General features: G+C 71.6%; 16 protein-coding genes. 5 read left to right on the top strand and 11 right to left on the bottom strand.

Annotation, left to right across the window (positions count from 1 at the left end):
- From ACZ7OH_RS04540 to hppD, 4 genes are all read right to left on the bottom strand, one after another.
- A partial coding sequence (locus ACZ7OH_RS04540; RefSeq protein WP_470279592.1) for a hypothetical protein occupies positions 1 to 270 on the bottom strand: 270 nt, incomplete at its 3' end.
- Positions 270 to 578: a type VII secretion target gene (locus ACZ7OH_RS04535; protein WP_470279550.1), complete on the bottom strand. Its 309-nt coding sequence runs from the start codon at positions 576 to 578 to the stop codon at positions 270 to 272. The genes ACZ7OH_RS04540 and ACZ7OH_RS04535, both read right to left, overlap by 1 nt.
- 10 nt (positions 579 to 588) lie before the next feature.
- A complete protein-coding gene (locus ACZ7OH_RS04530; RefSeq protein ID WP_470279549.1) occupies positions 589 to 1,149 on the bottom strand; it encodes a YbaB/EbfC family nucleoid-associated protein in 561 nt (186 codons plus the stop codon).
- 164 nt (positions 1,150 to 1,313) lie between these two features.
- Positions 1,314 to 2,513, bottom strand: a complete 1,200-nt coding sequence (hppD, locus tag ACZ7OH_RS04525; RefSeq protein ID WP_286002085.1) for a 4-hydroxyphenylpyruvate dioxygenase — start codon at positions 2,511 to 2,513, stop codon at positions 1,314 to 1,316.
- Positions 2,514 to 2,622: 109 nt separating this feature from the next.
- Here hppD and ACZ7OH_RS04520 point away from each other — a divergent pair, with 109 nt between their 5' ends.
- Entirely contained in the window at positions 2,623 to 3,096 is a 474-nt protein-coding gene (locus ACZ7OH_RS04520; RefSeq protein WP_470279548.1) for an Lrp/AsnC family transcriptional regulator, read from the top strand.
- A 4-nt stretch (positions 3,097 to 3,100) separates the two neighbouring features.
- On the opposite strand, the gene ACZ7OH_RS04515 is transcribed toward ACZ7OH_RS04520, so the two are convergent.
- From ACZ7OH_RS04515 to ACZ7OH_RS04505, 3 genes are all read right to left on the bottom strand, one after another.
- The gene (locus tag ACZ7OH_RS04515; protein ID WP_470279547.1) at positions 3,101 to 3,913 is read right to left on the bottom strand and encodes an MBL fold metallo-hydrolase; all 813 of its coding nucleotides are present in this window, start codon (positions 3,911 to 3,913) and stop codon (positions 3,101 to 3,103) included.
- 50 nt (positions 3,914 to 3,963) lie between these two features.
- Entirely contained in the window at positions 3,964 to 4,467 is a 504-nt protein-coding gene (gene greA / locus ACZ7OH_RS04510) for a transcription elongation factor GreA (protein WP_086857442.1), read from the bottom strand.
- A 195-nt stretch (positions 4,468 to 4,662) separates the two neighbouring features.
- Complete coding sequence (locus tag ACZ7OH_RS04505) at positions 4,663 to 5,106, bottom strand: DUF4307 domain-containing protein (protein WP_470279546.1); 444 nt, start codon at positions 5,104 to 5,106, stop codon at positions 4,663 to 4,665.
- Between the two features lie 136 nt (positions 5,107 to 5,242).
- Between ACZ7OH_RS04505 and mca the strand changes: the two genes are divergently transcribed.
- Entirely contained in the window at positions 5,243 to 6,145 is a 903-nt protein-coding gene (gene mca / locus ACZ7OH_RS04500) for a mycothiol conjugate amidase Mca (RefSeq protein WP_470279545.1), read from the top strand.
- Positions 6,142 to 6,474 (top strand): hypothetical protein, encoded by a 333-nt coding sequence (locus tag ACZ7OH_RS04495; RefSeq protein ID WP_470279544.1) that lies wholly within the window; start codon positions 6,142 to 6,144, stop codon positions 6,472 to 6,474. The genes mca and ACZ7OH_RS04495 overlap by 4 nt, the downstream gene beginning before the upstream one ends.
- Position 6,475: 1 nt before the next feature.
- On the opposite strand, the gene ACZ7OH_RS04490 is transcribed toward ACZ7OH_RS04495, so the two are convergent.
- Complete coding sequence (locus ACZ7OH_RS04490; RefSeq protein ID WP_470279543.1) at positions 6,476 to 8,968, bottom strand: polynucleotide kinase-phosphatase; 2,493 nt, start codon at positions 8,966 to 8,968, stop codon at positions 6,476 to 6,478.
- A complete protein-coding gene (locus ACZ7OH_RS04485; RefSeq protein ID WP_470279542.1) occupies positions 8,965 to 10,332 on the bottom strand; it encodes a 3' terminal RNA ribose 2'-O-methyltransferase Hen1 in 1,368 nt (455 codons plus the stop codon). Before ACZ7OH_RS04485 ends, ACZ7OH_RS04490 begins: the two co-directional genes overlap by 4 nt.
- 65 nt (positions 10,333 to 10,397) lie before the next feature.
- Here ACZ7OH_RS04485 and ACZ7OH_RS04480 point away from each other — a divergent pair, with 65 nt between their 5' ends.
- Positions 10,398 to 12,365 (top strand): thioredoxin domain-containing protein, encoded by a 1,968-nt coding sequence (locus ACZ7OH_RS04480; protein ID WP_470279541.1) that lies wholly within the window; start codon positions 10,398 to 10,400, stop codon positions 12,363 to 12,365.
- Between the two features lie 87 nt (positions 12,366 to 12,452).
- Entirely contained in the window at positions 12,453 to 13,010 is a 558-nt protein-coding gene (locus tag ACZ7OH_RS04475) for a hypothetical protein (protein ID WP_470279540.1), read from the top strand.
- Positions 13,011 to 13,082: 72 nt separating this feature from the next.
- On the opposite strand, the gene ACZ7OH_RS04470 is transcribed toward ACZ7OH_RS04475, so the two are convergent.
- Complete coding sequence (locus tag ACZ7OH_RS04470) at positions 13,083 to 13,526, bottom strand: hypothetical protein (RefSeq protein WP_470279539.1); 444 nt, start codon at positions 13,524 to 13,526, stop codon at positions 13,083 to 13,085.
- 20 nt (positions 13,527 to 13,546) lie between these two features.
- Positions 13,547 to 14,701 carry a DUF6745 domain-containing protein gene (locus ACZ7OH_RS04465; RefSeq protein WP_470279538.1) on the bottom strand — a complete coding sequence of 385 codons (1,155 nt, stop codon included), beginning with the start codon at positions 14,699 to 14,701 and terminating at the stop codon, positions 13,547 to 13,549.
- Positions 14,702 to 14,833: the final 132 nt, after the last annotated feature.

Below are 14,833 nucleotides of genomic sequence, written 5' to 3'. Positions count from 1 at the left end.
CTGGACGTGTTCCATCAGGAACGACGCCACCGACGACATCAGGTACCCGAACGGGTCGACCGCCGCCCCGGCGATCTCCCCGGCCAGGGACAGCACCCCCAGGCCGCCGGAAACCCAGTCGCCGTCCTTGATGCCGTTGAACGCGTCCATCGAGGACTGGGCGATGCCGACGCCGCCGGCCCAGCCGTAACCACTGTTGCCCGCCGTCAGCGGACCCGGTCCGTTCGGGTCCTTCTCGGCGTTCGCGACCAGCGGGTTCCCCTCCGGCATCATGCGCCGCCAGCGGACTTGTCGAGGTCGTCGGCGACGCCGGACTCGTACTTGTGGTAGGCCGCCGCGGCCTCGCGGACCTTGCCCGACACCGCCGTCATCGCCTGCACGGCGTCCTTCAGCGCGTCGATCCCGTACTGCTCCACCGGGTCGAGCATCATCCGGAACGGCTGGCAGAGGATGCCGTACGCGTCGGTCGGCATGCTGACCTGGTTCGCCGCGTCGACGGCCTGCTGCAGCCCGTCCCCGATGGCGTCGAGCTGGTGGGCGTGCACCGTCAGGTCGGTGCTGAGTTCCACATCCGTCATCGGTTCCCCCTCAGGAAAGGATCGGTCCGCCGAAGTCGTCGTCATCGTCGTTGTCGGCCGGACGCCGGCGCCGCGGCGGCTGCGGCGGGGCCGGCGGCGCGGGCGGTGCCGGCGGCGGGGTGCGCGGCGGCTGCTCGTCGTTGTCCTCCGGCAGGAACCGGCGGACGCGGTCGGGCTCCGGGAAGGCGGGCTCGGGCTCCGGCGGCGGCTGCGGGAACGTGCTCTGCGCCTCGCGGACGATCTCCGCCGCGGCCTGGTCGCCGGTGCCGGTGGTCTCGCTCATGGCCTGCTGCAGCAGCTCGGGGATCCGGGCCTGCGCGCGCTGCACGAGCTGCATCACCTGCGCCGACACCTCGGCCATCCGCTTGCCGGCGGCGCCCTCGGCGATCACGAGGTTCTTCAGCAGCCCGCGCGAATCGACGGTCACCGTGACGGTGCCGTCCTTCGACCGCTCGGTGACCGTCTGGCCCTGCACGCGATCGGCCAGCGCCTGGTACCGCGCGGCGTTCTCCTCGAGCCGCTTGGTCCAGTTGTCGATCATCGCGTCGCTGGCGTCGATGCTGTCCGGCATCACGGCCCCTTCTCTCTGCTTCCCCACACTGACGGATCCGGGAAGCCATCGGTTCCCCGGAACACGCCAAAGGCCACCATAGGGGACCCGCAGGTTCCCGATGGTGGCCTTCGCTGTGTTACCTGTCAGAGGTTGCCGCGACAGTGTCTGATGGCGCCTCGGCGTTAAAGATTGCCTCGGCGCTCCTGCTCACGCTCGATCGCTTCGAACAGGGCCTTGAAGTTGCCCTTGCCGAAGCCGAGCGAGCCGTGCCGCTCGATCAGCTCGTAGAAGACGGTCGGGCGGTCGCCGATCGGCTTCGTGAAGATCTGCAGCAGGTAGCCGTCCTCGTCGCGGTCGACCAGGATGCTGTGCTCCTTCAGCGTCTCGATCGACACGCGGACGTTGCCGATCCGGGCGCGCAGCTCCGGGTCGTCGTAGTAGGAGTCCGGGGTGTCGAGGAACTCGACGCCGGCGGCGCGCATCGCGGTGACCGTCGCGATGATGTCGTTGGTGGCCAGCGCGATGTGCTGGCAGCCCGCGCCGCCGTAGAACTCGAGGTACTCGTCGATCTGCGACTTCTTCTTCGCCACCGCGGGCTCGTTCAGCGGGAACTTGACCCGGTGGTTGCCGTTCGAGACGACCTTGCTCATCAGGGCCGAGTACTCGGTCGCGATGTCGTCGCCGACGAACTCCGCCATGTTCACGAAGCCCATGACGCGGTGGTACCAGTCGACCCAGTAGTCCATCTTGCCGAGCTCGACGTTGCCGACGCAGTGGTCGACGGCCTGGAACAGCCGCTTCGGCGCGCCTTCCGGCCGCTTGATCGTGCTCTCGCGCGGCTCGTAGCCGGGCAGGTAGACGCCGGTGTAGCGCGACCGGTCGACCAGCGAGTGGCGGGTCTCGCCGTACGTCGCGATCGCGGCGACGCGGACGGTGCCGTGCTCGTCGGAGACGTCGTGCGGCTCCTCGAGGATGGTCGCGCCCTGCGCGCGGGCGTGCTCGACGCACTTGTCGACGTCGGTGGTCTCCAGCGCCAGGTCGATGACGCCGTCACCGTGCTTGCGGTGGTGGTCCAGCAGCGGGGAGTCCGGCTTCACGCCGCCGGTGATGACGAACCGGGCCGAGCCGGACTTGAGGACGTAGGACTTGCGCTCGAAGTCGCCCGTCTCGGGGCCCGAGTACGCGACGAGCTGCATCCCGAACGCGATCTGGTAGTACCAGGCGGTCTGGGTGGCGTTGCCGGCGATGAACACCACCGCGTCCATGGCCTTGACCGGGAACGGGTCGGTCGAGGCGTCGTGGTCGACGAGCCCGACCAGCTGACGCAGCTGGTCGTAGCTGACGTCGTCGAGTGCACCCTGGGGTTCGGCAGTCTGGGTCATACCTCGAAGGATCATCCCTTCGAGGCAAGATGCGCAATGGTCTCTGTTTTTACTGGACAACCTGACCGGTGGCTGCCGGACATCGGCCGTCATCATGGACAATCTGTGCATGCCGGAGAACCTGGATGCGCTGGATGCGCGACTGCTGCTGTTGCTCACCGACTCGCCGCGGCTGGGCGTGCTGGAGTGCGCGCGCCGGCTCGGCGTCGCCCGCGGGACGGTCCAGGCGCGCCTCGACCGCCTGACCGAGCGCGGCATCCTCGGCGGTTTCCCGCCGGAGCTCGACCTGGCGGCGATGGGCTACGGCCTGACAGCGTTCGCGGTGCTGGAGATCGCCCAGGGCCGCCGTACGGAGGTGACGGAGGCCCTCGAGGCGATCGACGAGGTGTGCGAGGTGCACGCGACGACCGGCCAGGGCGACCTGTTCGTCCGGATGGTGGCGCGCGGCAACGACGACCTGCAGCGGGTGATCGACGAGGTGGTCGGGGTGCCGGACGTGCTGCGGACGTCGACGTCGATCGCGTTGTCGACCCCGGTGCGCCCGCGGGTCCGCCCCTTGCTGGAGCGGACCGCGCGGGGCTGAGGACTCAGCCTTCGTCGATGACGTGGGCCAGGTAGCGCTTGGCCGACCGCTGCACGACCTCGAAGCCGTCGGTGCGCACGATCGCGTCCCACCAAGCGCCGTAAATCGCCTCGAAGCGGTACCCGGCCAGCAGTTCCGCCGCGCGCCGGACCACGTGCGGCCGCTCCGGGACCAGGTTCGGGTAGCTGTACATGAAGCCCACGTGCGTCCGGTCGGGGATGACCTGCACGATGTCGCCCGACAGCAGCGCGCCCTGGCCGTTCTCGCCGTCCGGCCAGTGCAGGACCGTGCCGCCGGTGAAGTGCACGCCGAGGTTGATCAGGCGCAGGTCGTCGGCGACGTCGAGCGTGGTGCCGGACCACAGCTTCACCGCCGGGTCCGGCCGGCCGATCCACTGCTCGTCGCCCTCGTGCAGGTAGATGGGGACGTCGAACGCGTGCGCCCACTCGACCATCGTCGTGTAGTAGTGCGGGTGGCTGATCGCGATGCCGGTGATCCCGCCCAGGTCGCGGACCTGCGCCACCAGGGCGTCGTCGAGGTAGGCCGCGCAGTCCCAGAGGAAGTTCCCCGAGCGTGCCTGGACCAGCAGCGCGCGTTCGCCGATCGCGAAGCCGGGGTTCGAGCCGACGCCGATGATGCCGGGGCCCTGCTCCTCGATCCGCGGAGTGTAGGTGCCGCTCTCGCGCAGCGACGCGAGGTTCGTCCACCGCTGCCCGGCCTGCGGGACGTACTGGCGTTCGTCCTCGCAGATCGGGCAGTCGTCGCGGGCGACGGCGTACTGCATGCCGCACGCCTGGCAGATCGGTTCCGTGCTCACAGCTGTTTCCTCCCAGAATGTGGATCCTGGGAGGACACTAGCCGCGACGCCTACTTGGCGTCGGTGTACGGAACCGCTTTGACGAGGGTCACCTTCTGGAGCTTGCCGTTGGGCAGCTCGTACTCGCGGGACTCGCCCTCCTTGGCGCCGAGCAGGGCCTTGCCCAGCGGCGACTCCGGGGAGTACACGTCGAGCTCGCCTTCGGCGCCCTCTTCGCGGGTCGCGAGGAGGAACTTCTCGTCCTCGTCGTCGCCCTCGTACCGGACGGTGAGCACCTTGCCCGGGCCGGCGGTGCCGTCGTTCGCGGGCGCCTCGCCGACCTTGGCCGAGCGCAGCAGCTCCTGCAGGTGCCGGATGCGCGCCTCGGCCTGGCCCTGTTCTTCACGGGCGGCGTGGTAGCCGCCGTTCTCCTTGAGGTCGCCCTCTTCGCGGCTGTCGTTGATGCGCGCGGCGATGACCGGACGATTCTCGATCATTTCGTCGAGCTCGTGCTTGAGCCGGTCGTAGGCATCCTGGGTCAGCCAGGTCACCTTGGTGTCGCTCACGGTCACCATCTCCTCGTCGGGCCTGCCAGGCTTGCGTGTTCAAGCCGGCCCACGCGGGCCTAGGTGCCCGCGTGGCTGAGATAAAGGAAAAACACGGCCCGTCCCGGGCCGTGCTGAAGGGTCAGAGTATCACGGCGCGACAGTGCGACGCCCGTTAAATCCGCACGCTGTGGGCGTTGGGCGCGCGGTTCACCCCGTTGGCCGCTATGGGGTTGACAGGTAGTCTGGTATGTCGTACGAGCAGCCGTACACGTCGGCCGTCACCGGTGGCCCGATGCTCTTGATCGTCGTGGTCATCCTGCTGTACTTCGCGCCGGCGGGGACCAGGAGCTCTTTGCGGCCGCTCTCCGCGCCGGTCTTGTCGCGGACGCGCACGATGCAGACGCCCGCCCGGTCGTTGTCGTCCCGCGTCACGTTGATGGTGATTTCCATCGCGTTGCCCGGTTTGCCGCTGAAGGCGACGCGCTCGGCGTCGATCGGCGCGGACCCCAGGTTGACGTACGCGACCCACGCGATCACGCCGCTGACCAGCAGGGCGATCGCCAGGAAGAGCCAGCGGCGCCAGCGCCGGGGGGCCTTCGCGCGGCTGGTGCCGTACCGGCCTTCGGGCAGCGCGGGGGCTGCCGTTTCCGCCGGTCCGCCTGCCAACGCGGGGCCTCCTGCTCGTTCTTGTCGTACCCCTGGGGACAATGGTGGGGCGGGTACGGCTTCGAGTATCCGCCCGCTGGGTGGGCGGCCCGCAGGTGGGTCGCGGAATACGGGTAGAGAAGGAGTCGTTCGCAGCATGGTGGACCAGCTGACGAAGCCGCGCTTGCGCATGATGGCCGTGCACGCACACCCGGACGACGAGTCGAGCAAGGGCGCCGCCACGATGGCGCGCTACGCCGCCGAAGGTCACGAGGTGCTCGTCGTGACGTGCACCGGGGGTGAAGCCGGCAGCATCCTCAACCCGGCCATGGACCGGCCCGAGGTGCTCGCGAACATGCCCGAGATCCGGCGCGAGGAGATGGCCCGCGCGGCCAAGATCCTCGGCGTGAGCCAGCGCTGGCTGGGCTTCGTCGACTCCGGCCTGCCGGAGGGCGACCCGCTGCCGCCGGTGCCCGAGGGCTCGTTCGCCGTCGTGCCGCTCGAGGAGTCGACCGAGGCGCTGGTGCGCGTCATCCGCGAGTTCCGCCCGCACGTCATCACGACGTACGACGAGAACGGCGGCTACCCGCACCCCGACCACATCCGCACGCACGAGGTGACGATGGCGGCGTGGGACGCGGCGCCGGACCCGAACCGCTTCCCCGACGCCGGCGAGCCGTGGCAGCCGCTGAAGCTGTACTACATGCACGGCTTCTCGAAGGCCCGGATGCTGGCCTTCGACGCGGCGCTGAAGGAGGCCGGGCTCGAGTCGCCGTACACCGAGTGGCTGGCGAAGTGGGACCCCGACCGCGCCGATGTGATGGAGCGGGTGACGACCCGGGTCGAGTGCGGTGAATACTTCGAGGTGCGGGACGAGGCGCTCAAGGCGCACGCCACGCAGATCGACCCGAACAGCCGCTGGTTCTTCGTCCCGTTGGAGATCCAGCGCGAGACTTGGCCGACCGAGGAGTACGAGCTGGTCAAGTCCCAGGTCGACAGCACGTTGCCGGAGGACGACCTGTTCGCCGGCATCGGCATCGAGGAGAAGGTGAACACATGAGTCTGACGCTGCCGGCCGGCGTGGCGCTTCCGGTGACCGCGTCGGCCCTGGTCTTGACGCAGCAGCCGGGCAACGGCGACAACGGCGGGCAGGGGGAGGACTTCGGCAAGTCGTCCCCGGTCGGCTTCCTGGTGCTGATCCTGTTCCTCATCGCGGTGGCGTTCCTGGTCCGCTCGATGACGAAGCACTTGAAGCGCGTCCCGGCCAGCTTCGACGAACCGACCGCCGAGGCCGCGCCGGAGCAGCCGGAGGCCGCCGAGAAGGCCGAAGAGGCGAAGGTGGCCGAGAAGCCCGCGAAGGACTCCTCGGCCACCAAGGCGGAGAGCTAGCTCACAGCCGCGGGTCCACCGGGTCCGACTCCAGGGCGAGCACCGCGAACACGCACTCGTGGACGCGCCAGAGCGGCTCGCCCCGCGCGACGCGCTCCAGGGCCTCCAGCCCCAGCGCGTACTCGCGCAGCGCCAGCATCCGCTTCCGGTTCAGCCCGCGCTTGCGCAGCCGCTCCAGGTTCTCCGGCAGCGTGTAGTCCGGGCCGTAGATGATCCGCAGGTACTCGCGCCCGCGCACCTTCACCCCGGGCTGGACCAGCCCGCGCGTGCCCCGGGTCAGGTTCGCCGACGGCTTGACGACCATGCCCTCGCCGCCCGCCTCCGTCAGCTCCTCCCACCACGCGACCCCGCGCGCGACCGACGCCTCGTCCAGCACGTCCACCGTCAACGTCCGGGTCCGCTGGAACCGCGGGCCCGCGAGCCGGTCGAGCACCGAGAGGTGCCAGGAGTGCGGCCGGTCGTGGTACGCCGTCCCCTCCGACGCCAGCAGCTGGAACGGTGCCAGCCGGACCCCGTCCAGCCCCGACGTCGGCCAGCAGTAACGCCGGTACGCCGCCCGGTAGGCGTCCACTGTGGACGAGCGCGTTGCCGTACGCCGCAACAGGTCCGAGACGTCGATGCCGCGTGCGGACGCCGTCGCCAGGACCGAGACCGCCGCCGGCAGCACCGCCTGGGCCGCCGCGCCGACCGACGCGTACTGGTCCGCGATCAGCCCGCCCGCCTTGGCACTCCACGGCAGCAGCTCGGCGTCCAGCAGCAGCCAGTCCGATCCCAGCTCGTCGAACAGCTCGCCGGCCGCCGTCCGCACGTCATCGAGCAGCGCGTCGTTCTGCGAGGCCGTGAAGAACGGCCGCCCGGTGCGCGTGTACACCGCGCCGCCGCCCTCGATGCCGAAGCGCTTCGAAGCGGCGTCGTCGTCCCGGCACACCAGCACCACGGCCCGCGAGCCCATGTGCTTCTCCTGGCACATCACCGACTGCACGCCGGCCGCGCGGTACTCGGCGAACGCCTCCTCGGGGTGCTCCAAGTAGTCGGAAAGCGAAGACGTCGAGCACGGCGCCATCGTCGGCGGCAGGTAGGCGAGCCACCGCGGGTCGACCGCGAACCGGCTCATCACCTCCAGCGCCGCCGCCGACTGCTCCGCCGAGACGCCGACGCGGCCGTGGTGCGCGGTCTGCACGATCCGCTTCCCGGTGACGTCGCCCAGCTCCAGCACCGCCGGCTCCCGCCCGCCCAGCGGCCGCGAAGAGTCCAGCGGGCGCACCGGCTCGTACCAGACCCGGTGGGCCTTCACCGAGACGACCTCGCGCTCCGGGTAGCGCAGCGCGGTCAGCTTCCCGCCGAACACGCACCCGGTGTCGAGGCACATCGTGTTGTTGACCCACTCCGGCTCGAGCGTCGGCGTGTGCCCGTAGAGGACCATCGCCGACCCGCGGTAGTCGCGCGCCCACGGCAGCCGCACCGGCAGGCCGTACTCGTCGGTCTCGCCGGTCGTGTCGCCGTAGAGCGCCATGCTCCGCACCCGCCCGGACGCGCGCCCGTGGTAGCGCTCGGGCAGCCCCGCGTGCGCGACGACGAGGGCGCCGCCGTCGAGGACGTAGTGCGCGATCAGCCCGTCGCAGAACTCGTGCGCCTGCCGGCGGAGCTCCTCGCTCTCCGCGCCGAGCTGCTCCAGCGACTCCGCGAGCCCGTGCGCGGCGTTGACCTTCCGCCCGTGCAGCGCGCGCACCAGCTTCTGCTCGTGGTTCCCGCAGACGACCAGCGCGGTCCCGGCGGCGGCCATCCCCATGACGCGCCGCAGCACACCAGGCGTGTCCGGCCCGCGGTCGACGAGGTCGCCGACGAACACCGCCGTCCGCCCGTCCGGGTGGACACCGTCGACGTAGCCCAGCTCGGCCAGCAGCTCCTCGAGCTCGGCCGCGCAGCCGTGGACGTCGCCGATCACGTCGAACGGCCCGGTCAGCGACCGCTTGTCGTTGCGCAGCGGCTCGACGACGATCTCCGCTTCGGCCACCTCGGCCTCGCCGCGCAGCACGTGCACGCGCCGGAAACCCTCGCGCTCCAGCGACTTCAGCGACCGCTGCAGCTCACCGCGCTGCCGCCGGACCACGTGGTCGCCGAAGTCGCGGTCGGGTCGCCCGGCGTTGCGCGCGACGCACACGGACAGCGGCAGGTCGAGCACGATCGCCGTCGGGAGGACGTCGTGCTCCTTCGCGAGCTTCACCAGGCTCGCCCGCGAGGCGCGCTGGACGTTCGTCGCGTCGATCACGGTCATCCGGCCGGCCGCGAGCCGCTTTCCCGCGACGTAGTGCAGCGCGTCGAAGGCTTCGGCCGACGCGGACTGGTCGTTTTCGTCGTCGGCGACGAGCCCGCGGAAGAAGTCGCTGGAGAGCACCTGCGTCGGCGCGAAGTGCGTGCGCGCGAAGGTCGACTTGCCGGAGCCGGAAGCGCCGACGAGCACGACGAGCGCCATGTCGGGGACGGTCAGCTTCACGCGGCCACCTCCTCACTGGTCGAAAAGACCGCCATCTGGGTCGGCGGTCCCGATTCCTGGTCCACCGGTCCGATCGGCACGTACCGGACGTCGTAGCCGCGCCGGGTCGCGACGCCGTCCGCCCAGGCGCGGAACTCGGCTCGCGTCCATTCGAACCGGTGGTCGGCGTGCCGGAAATGCCCCATCGGCAGGAACTCGAACAGCCGGTTGTACTCCGCGTTCGGCGTCGTGACGAGCACCGTGCGCGGCGCCGCCACCCCGAACACTGCGTGCTCCAGCGCCGGCAGCCGCTCCTGGTCGACGTGTTCGACGACCTCCATCAGCACGGCGGCGTCGTAGCCGGCCAGTGCGGGGTCGGCGTAGGTGAGCGCGGACTGCCGGAGCGTGACGCGGGCAGTGTCCTTGATCCGCTTCTCGGCGATGTCCAGGGCGTTCGCGGAGACGTCGACGCCGACGATCTCGGTGAACGCCCGGTCCTTCTCGAGGACGCGCAGCAGCGCGCCGCTCCCGCAGCCGAGGTCGAGCACGCGCCGCGCGCCCGCGGCCCGCAGCGCGGCGAGCACGCTGCCGTGGCGCTGCGACGCGAGGCTCTCCGGCTTGTCCGGCAGCTCGGTGACCAGCGCTTCGGCCTCCGCCGGGACGTCGTCCGCCTCGGCCAGCCGCGAGAGCGCGTAGTGCACGACCTGGCGGCGCCGGTCGAGGTAGCGGTTCGTGATGAGCGTGCGCTCGGGGTGCGTGGCGAGCCAGCCGTCGCCGGCGCGCAGCAGCTTGTCGGCCTCGTCCTGGCCGACCCAGTAGTGCTTGCCGCCGTCGAGCGCGGGCAGCAGGACGTAGAGGTGGCGCAGCGCGTCGGCGACCCGGTGGGTGCCGGCGAGCGTCAGGTCGACATAGCGGCTTTCGCCCCACTCCGGGAATTCGGGGTCGAGCGGGACCGGCGTGGCCGAGACGCGCCAGCCGAGCGGTTCGAACAGCTTGCGCACGACTTCGGCGCCCCCGCGCGCGGACAGCGACGGCACGCGGATCTCCAAGTCGAAGAGCTCGTCGACGAGCTCCGGACGCGCGGCGCACCGGCCCGCGAGCGCGGTGGTGAACGCGGCCCGCAGCGCGACCGCGAGGTACGAGCCACCCGCGTACGGCCGGTCGTTGACGTACTGGGTCAGCGAAGTCCCACCGCCCCGCACGAGCCCGACCGGATCGATTTCGACGAACAAGGCGACGGTGCACCGCCCCGGCGCGGCTTCCGGGTAGAAGACGTGCGCGGTCCCGGCCGAGAGCGCGACGGACTGCGCCTTCTCCGGGTGCTTGTGCAGGAGAAAGCCCAGGTCGGTGGCGGGTGTCCGGGTCGTGGTGATCGTCAGCAGCACCGGCCCAGTGTGGCCGACGGCCCGGTGACCGCGCGCCCGGTTTTCCCGGGTGCCACCCTGGACGCATGAACCGCCTCGCGAGCGCGACCAGTCCGTACCTGCTGCAGCACGCGGACAACCCCGTCGACTGGTGGCAGTGGGGTCCCGACGCGCTCGCCGAGGCGCGGCGGCGGAACGTGCCCATCCTGCTTTCCGTGGGGTACGCCGCGTGCCACTGGTGCCACGTCATGGCGCACGAGTCGTTCGAGGACGCCGAAACGGCTGCCGTGATGAACGCGAGCTTCGTCAACATCAAGGTCGACCGCGAGGAACGGCCGGACATCGACGCCGTCTACATGGCCGCCACGCAGGCGATGACCGGTCAGGGCGGCTGGCCGATGACCTGCTTCCTGACCCCGGACGGCGAGCCGTTCCACTGCGGCACCTACTACCCGCCGACGCCGCGGCCGGGCATGCCGTCGTTCCGGCAGCTCCTGGCCGCCGTCGCGCAGGCGTGGGCCGAGCGGCCGGACGAGCTGCTCGAGGGCGCGAAGCAGATTGTCGCGCACCTCGCCGAGCAGACCGGCCCGCTGCAAGAGTCCGTTGTGGACGAAGCCGTGCTGGCCGGCGCGGTCGCCAAGCTGCAGCAAGAGGCGGACCCGGTCAACGGCGGGTTCGGCCGCGCGCCGAAGTTCCCGCCGTCGATGGTGCTGGAGTTCCTGCTGCGCCACCACGAGCGCACCGGATCCGCCGTCGCACTGTCCCTTGTGGACAAGACGGCCGAGGCGATGGCCCGCGGCGGGCTGTACGATCAGCTGGCGGGCGGCTTCGCGCGGTACTCCGTGGACGCCGAGTGGATCGTGCCGCACTTCGAGAAGATGTTGTACGACAACGCGTTGCTGCTGCGGTTCTACGCCCACCTCTGGCGGCGGACCGGCTCGGCGACGGCGTTGCGCGTCGCTTCCGGCACCGCCGAGTTCCTCGCTGCGGACCTGCGGACGCCCGAAGGTGGCTTCGCGTCCTCGCTGGACGCCGACACCGACGGCGTCGAAGGCCTGACGTACGTCTGGACGCCGTCGCAGCTGCATGACGTGGTGGGCGACGACTCCGCCGCCGAGCTGTTCGGCGTCACCGAAGAGGGGACGTTCGAGGAGGGCGCCTCGACGTTGCGCCTGTTCGGCGACCTGCCGGAACCGCTGCGCGTCAAGCTCCTGGAGGCGCGCGCGAAGCGGCCGCAGCCGGGGCGCGACGACAAGGTGATCGCGTCCTGGAACGGCCTGGCGATCTCGGCGCTGGCCGAGGCGGGCGTCGCGCTCGATCGTCCACAGTGGATCGAATGGGCGGTCGGCGCGGCCGAGTTGCTGTTGCGCGTCCACGTCGTCGACGGCCGGTTGCGGCGCAGTTCGCGCGACGGCGTCGTCGGGGAGTCGGCCGGGGTGCTGGAGGACTACGCCAGCGTCGCCGACGGGTTCCTGGCCCTGCACCAGGCGACCGGCGACCCGAAGTGGCTCGCCGAGGCGACCCGGCTGCTGGATCTGGCGCTGGCGCACTTCGCGTCGCCGGACGTCCCCGGCGCGTACTTCGACACCGCCGACGACGCCGAGACGCTGGTCCAGCGTCCGGCCGACCCGGGCGACAACGCGAGCCCGGCGGGGGCGTCCGCGATGGCCGGAGCGCTGCTGACGGCGTCGGCGCTGGCCGGCCACACCGACTCGAGCCGGTACCGCGAGGCGGCCGAGCAGGCGTTGCGGCGGGTCGGCGTGCTGGCCGCGCGGGTGCCGCGGTTCGCCGGGCACTGGCTGTCGGTGGCCGAAGCGCTGCAGGCCGGTCCGGTGCAGGTGGCGGTGGTGGGCGCGGACCCGGGGTTGCGGCTGGCCGCGGCGCGGGGCGTGCACGGCGGCGGCGTCGTGCTGGCCGGCGAGCCGGACGCGCCGGGCGTCCCGCTGCTGGCGGACCGGCCCCTGGTGGACGGCTCGCCCGCGGCTTACGTCTGCCGGGGGTACGTGTGCGACCGGCCGGTCACGTCGGCGGAGGCGTTGACCGCTCAGCTCTGATCGCCCTGGGAGAACGCGCTGGGTCCGGTGTTGTATTCGGCGTAGCGTCAGTAGCGTTGTAATCATGTAATCGCGGAGGTGGCGGACATGGGACGAGGCTGGAAGGGCAGCCGGGGCTGGCAGCAGACCGAAGTACCCCCGGCGGACGACGCGGCGGCCTGGTTCGGCGGGCGCCTGCCCGACGGCTGGTTCACCGGTGCCCCGGAGGTGACGGTCGACCGCGAGGAGATCATCGTGGTGGGCGAGCTCCCGGCGCTGACGGAGGAGTACGCGGACGACGCGGCCCGCGCGGCGGCAGAGGAGGGCCGCATCAGCCGCTACCGCGAGGAGACGCGCGACGAGCGCATCGAGATCGCGAGGCAGGCGGAGCACCGCTACCAGCGCAAGGTGGCGTGGGGCGCGCGGCTGGGCGGCACGAAGGCGCTGTTCACGACGCACTCGGCGCCGGTGATGACCCGTCTGCGCCAGCCGGAGCGGCTGGTGCTGGACACGCTGGTGGACGCGGGCGTGGCGCGGTCCCGCTCGGACGCGCTGGCCTGGGCCGTCCGCTTGGTGGGCGAGCACGCGGACAGCTGGCTGGGCGAGCTGCGGGAAGCGATGAGCAAGGTCGACGACCTGCGGTCCAAGGGTCCCGACCTGGCGTGAGCGTGCCGGGACTCGCGGGGTGCCGCCCCCTCGGTGGCACCCCGCGAACCCGGCAGCCGCCTCGCCGCCGTGCTAGTCGGCGACCAGCACCGCCCCGCCCTCGTACACCGACGTCCCGGACCGCCGGAAAGCCCCGGCCTCCCGCTGCCGCCGGACGAGCCAGTACCCCGGCGCGATGCCCGTCGCCCCGTGCTCGGGGTGCACGAGGTACACCGGCCCGGTGTTGTGCAGCAGCGCCACCGCGAGCCCTTCGGGGTCGGCGACCCGGACCGTCAGCCGGCAGGAGCCGACCAGCGTGTGCGGGTTGGTCCCGTCACCACCCCGGACGAGTTCGGCCCCCTCCGGCGGCAGGGAGTGCCAGCCGCCGCGGCCGCGCACGGCACCGGTCATCGCCTCCGGGACGACGATCAGGTCGCCCTGGGCCTGGAGGCCGTCGATCACCGGGACGTCGACCTGCCGGTCCAGGTGCGCCAGGACGTCGAGGCCGGTCCGGTCGAGCAGTTCCGCCAAATGCATGGGAATCACCTCTTGCGAGTTCAGGTCCGACGCACCAGCCGCGCGTACTGGGCTCCGGTGAGCCCGTACGTCCAGCCGGCGGCGTCGAGGGGATGGTCGATTTCGGCGGGCACGCGCAACCCGTAGTGGCGGCGCGTGCCGTCGCGTTCGACGGAGCCGTTGACCACCAGCAGCAAGCGGGCCGGAGCGCGCCACGGCTGGGTCGACCCGTCGTAGAGCCGCAGTTCGCAGCCGGGGTTGCCGGGATCGGCGGCGCGGCCGAGCAGCTCGAGCCCGGCGTCGGCGACGAACGCCGGCCAGCCGACCCGCTCGATCGCGCACCGGCGCACCTCGACGTTGCGCTCCGCCACGATCAGCTCGGCCGAAGGCGCGTCGATCACCCAGGACGGCACCCGCGTCCCGTGCCACGCGTGCACGGTCCAGCCGTCGGGGAACGCCATCGCGGGGCCGTTCGCGTGGTGCAGGCGGACCGCGCCGTAGTCGTCGTCGACGCGCTCGGTGTGCACGACGAGCGGCCGTTCGGCGATGACGCAGACGCCCTCCCGCGGCCACCACCACCCACACGACCGCGCGAGCGTGGCCCACAGATCCAGTTCGAGCGCGTCTTCCGGGTCGAACTCGACGCCGCCGACCCGGCGGTGCAGGTCGTACCGCGCGATCCAATGGGCTTCCTGCTGGCCGTCCCAGCGCAACCCGACTCGCTTCGGCAGCTCACCCCGCACGGCACCGGCGACGGAGTCCCGGATCGACCGCTCCAACGCCGCGCCCAACCCGTGGTTCAGCAACGCCCGCAACGGGACGCGCACCGGGTCCGGTGGTGGCCGGTCCGGCACCCGGTACCGGTCGCGCCAACCGCCGGTCCGCTGGTCGAGCCGCTGCCAAAGGGAGCGGACCCGCGTCGCCAGCCGCGCTTCGACCGGCTGGTCGCCGTCCAGGGAAAGCGCTTGCCCAGGTGACACCAGCTCGACCGCGGCAGCCGGGGAACCCACCCACGTGAACGTCGGCGGCGACGCGTCGGCCAGCTCGTAAAGCCGGCTGATGGCCGCCTCCGCGGCGGGACGGTCGGCCGCTTCGGTGCTCAGCGCGCAGCGCAGCCAGTCATCGCGGATTTCGAGAGCTCGTGACCACAGTCCGGGTCCGGGGAAGCGACGGCCGGGCCGTCGCGAGGCGCTCAACGCGCGAGGGCGCGCACGCCCTTTCGAATCGACATGCAGCGATCATGACAGCTTTTTCGCCGGCCGCGCAAGCCTGGACCCGGGGGCGCGTTCGCGCTTAGAGTTCGTCGTGCCCACGGTCCGTGCCGTGGT

Source organism: Amycolatopsis sp. NPDC114478, from assembly GCF_055633805.1.
Note: the sequence above shows the minus strand (reverse complement) of the source record. Positions and strands in the feature narration are given on the sequence as shown.

Bases quoted from the DNA above. Each gene is read 5' to 3' on its own strand.
- ACZ7OH_RS04535 (WP_470279550.1), bottom strand. From the start codon at position 578: ATGACGGATGTGGAACTCAGCACCGACCTGACGGTGCACGCCCACCAG.
- ACZ7OH_RS04530 (WP_470279549.1), bottom strand. From the start codon at position 1,149: ATGCCGGACAGCATCGACGCCAGCGACGCGATGATCGACAACTGGACC.
- hppD (WP_286002085.1), bottom strand. From the start codon at position 2,513: ATGACCCAGACTGCCGAACCCCAGGGTGCACTCGACGACGTCAGCTAC.
- ACZ7OH_RS04520 (WP_470279548.1), top strand. From the start codon at position 2,623: ATGCCGGAGAACCTGGATGCGCTGGATGCGCGACTGCTGCTGTTGCTC.
- greA (WP_086857442.1), bottom strand. From the start codon at position 4,467: ATGGTGACCGTGAGCGACACCAAGGTGACCTGGCTGACCCAGGATGCC.
- mca (WP_470279545.1), top strand. From the start codon at position 5,243: ATGGTGGACCAGCTGACGAAGCCGCGCTTGCGCATGATGGCCGTGCAC.
- ACZ7OH_RS04495 (WP_470279544.1), top strand. From the start codon at position 6,142: ATGAGTCTGACGCTGCCGGCCGGCGTGGCGCTTCCGGTGACCGCGTCG.
- ACZ7OH_RS04480 (WP_470279541.1), top strand. From the start codon at position 10,398: ATGAACCGCCTCGCGAGCGCGACCAGTCCGTACCTGCTGCAGCACGCG.
- ACZ7OH_RS04475 (WP_470279540.1), top strand. From the start codon at position 12,453: ATGGGACGAGGCTGGAAGGGCAGCCGGGGCTGGCAGCAGACCGAAGTA.
- ACZ7OH_RS04470 (WP_470279539.1), bottom strand. From the start codon at position 13,526: ATGCATTTGGCGGAACTGCTCGACCGGACCGGCCTCGACGTCCTGGCG.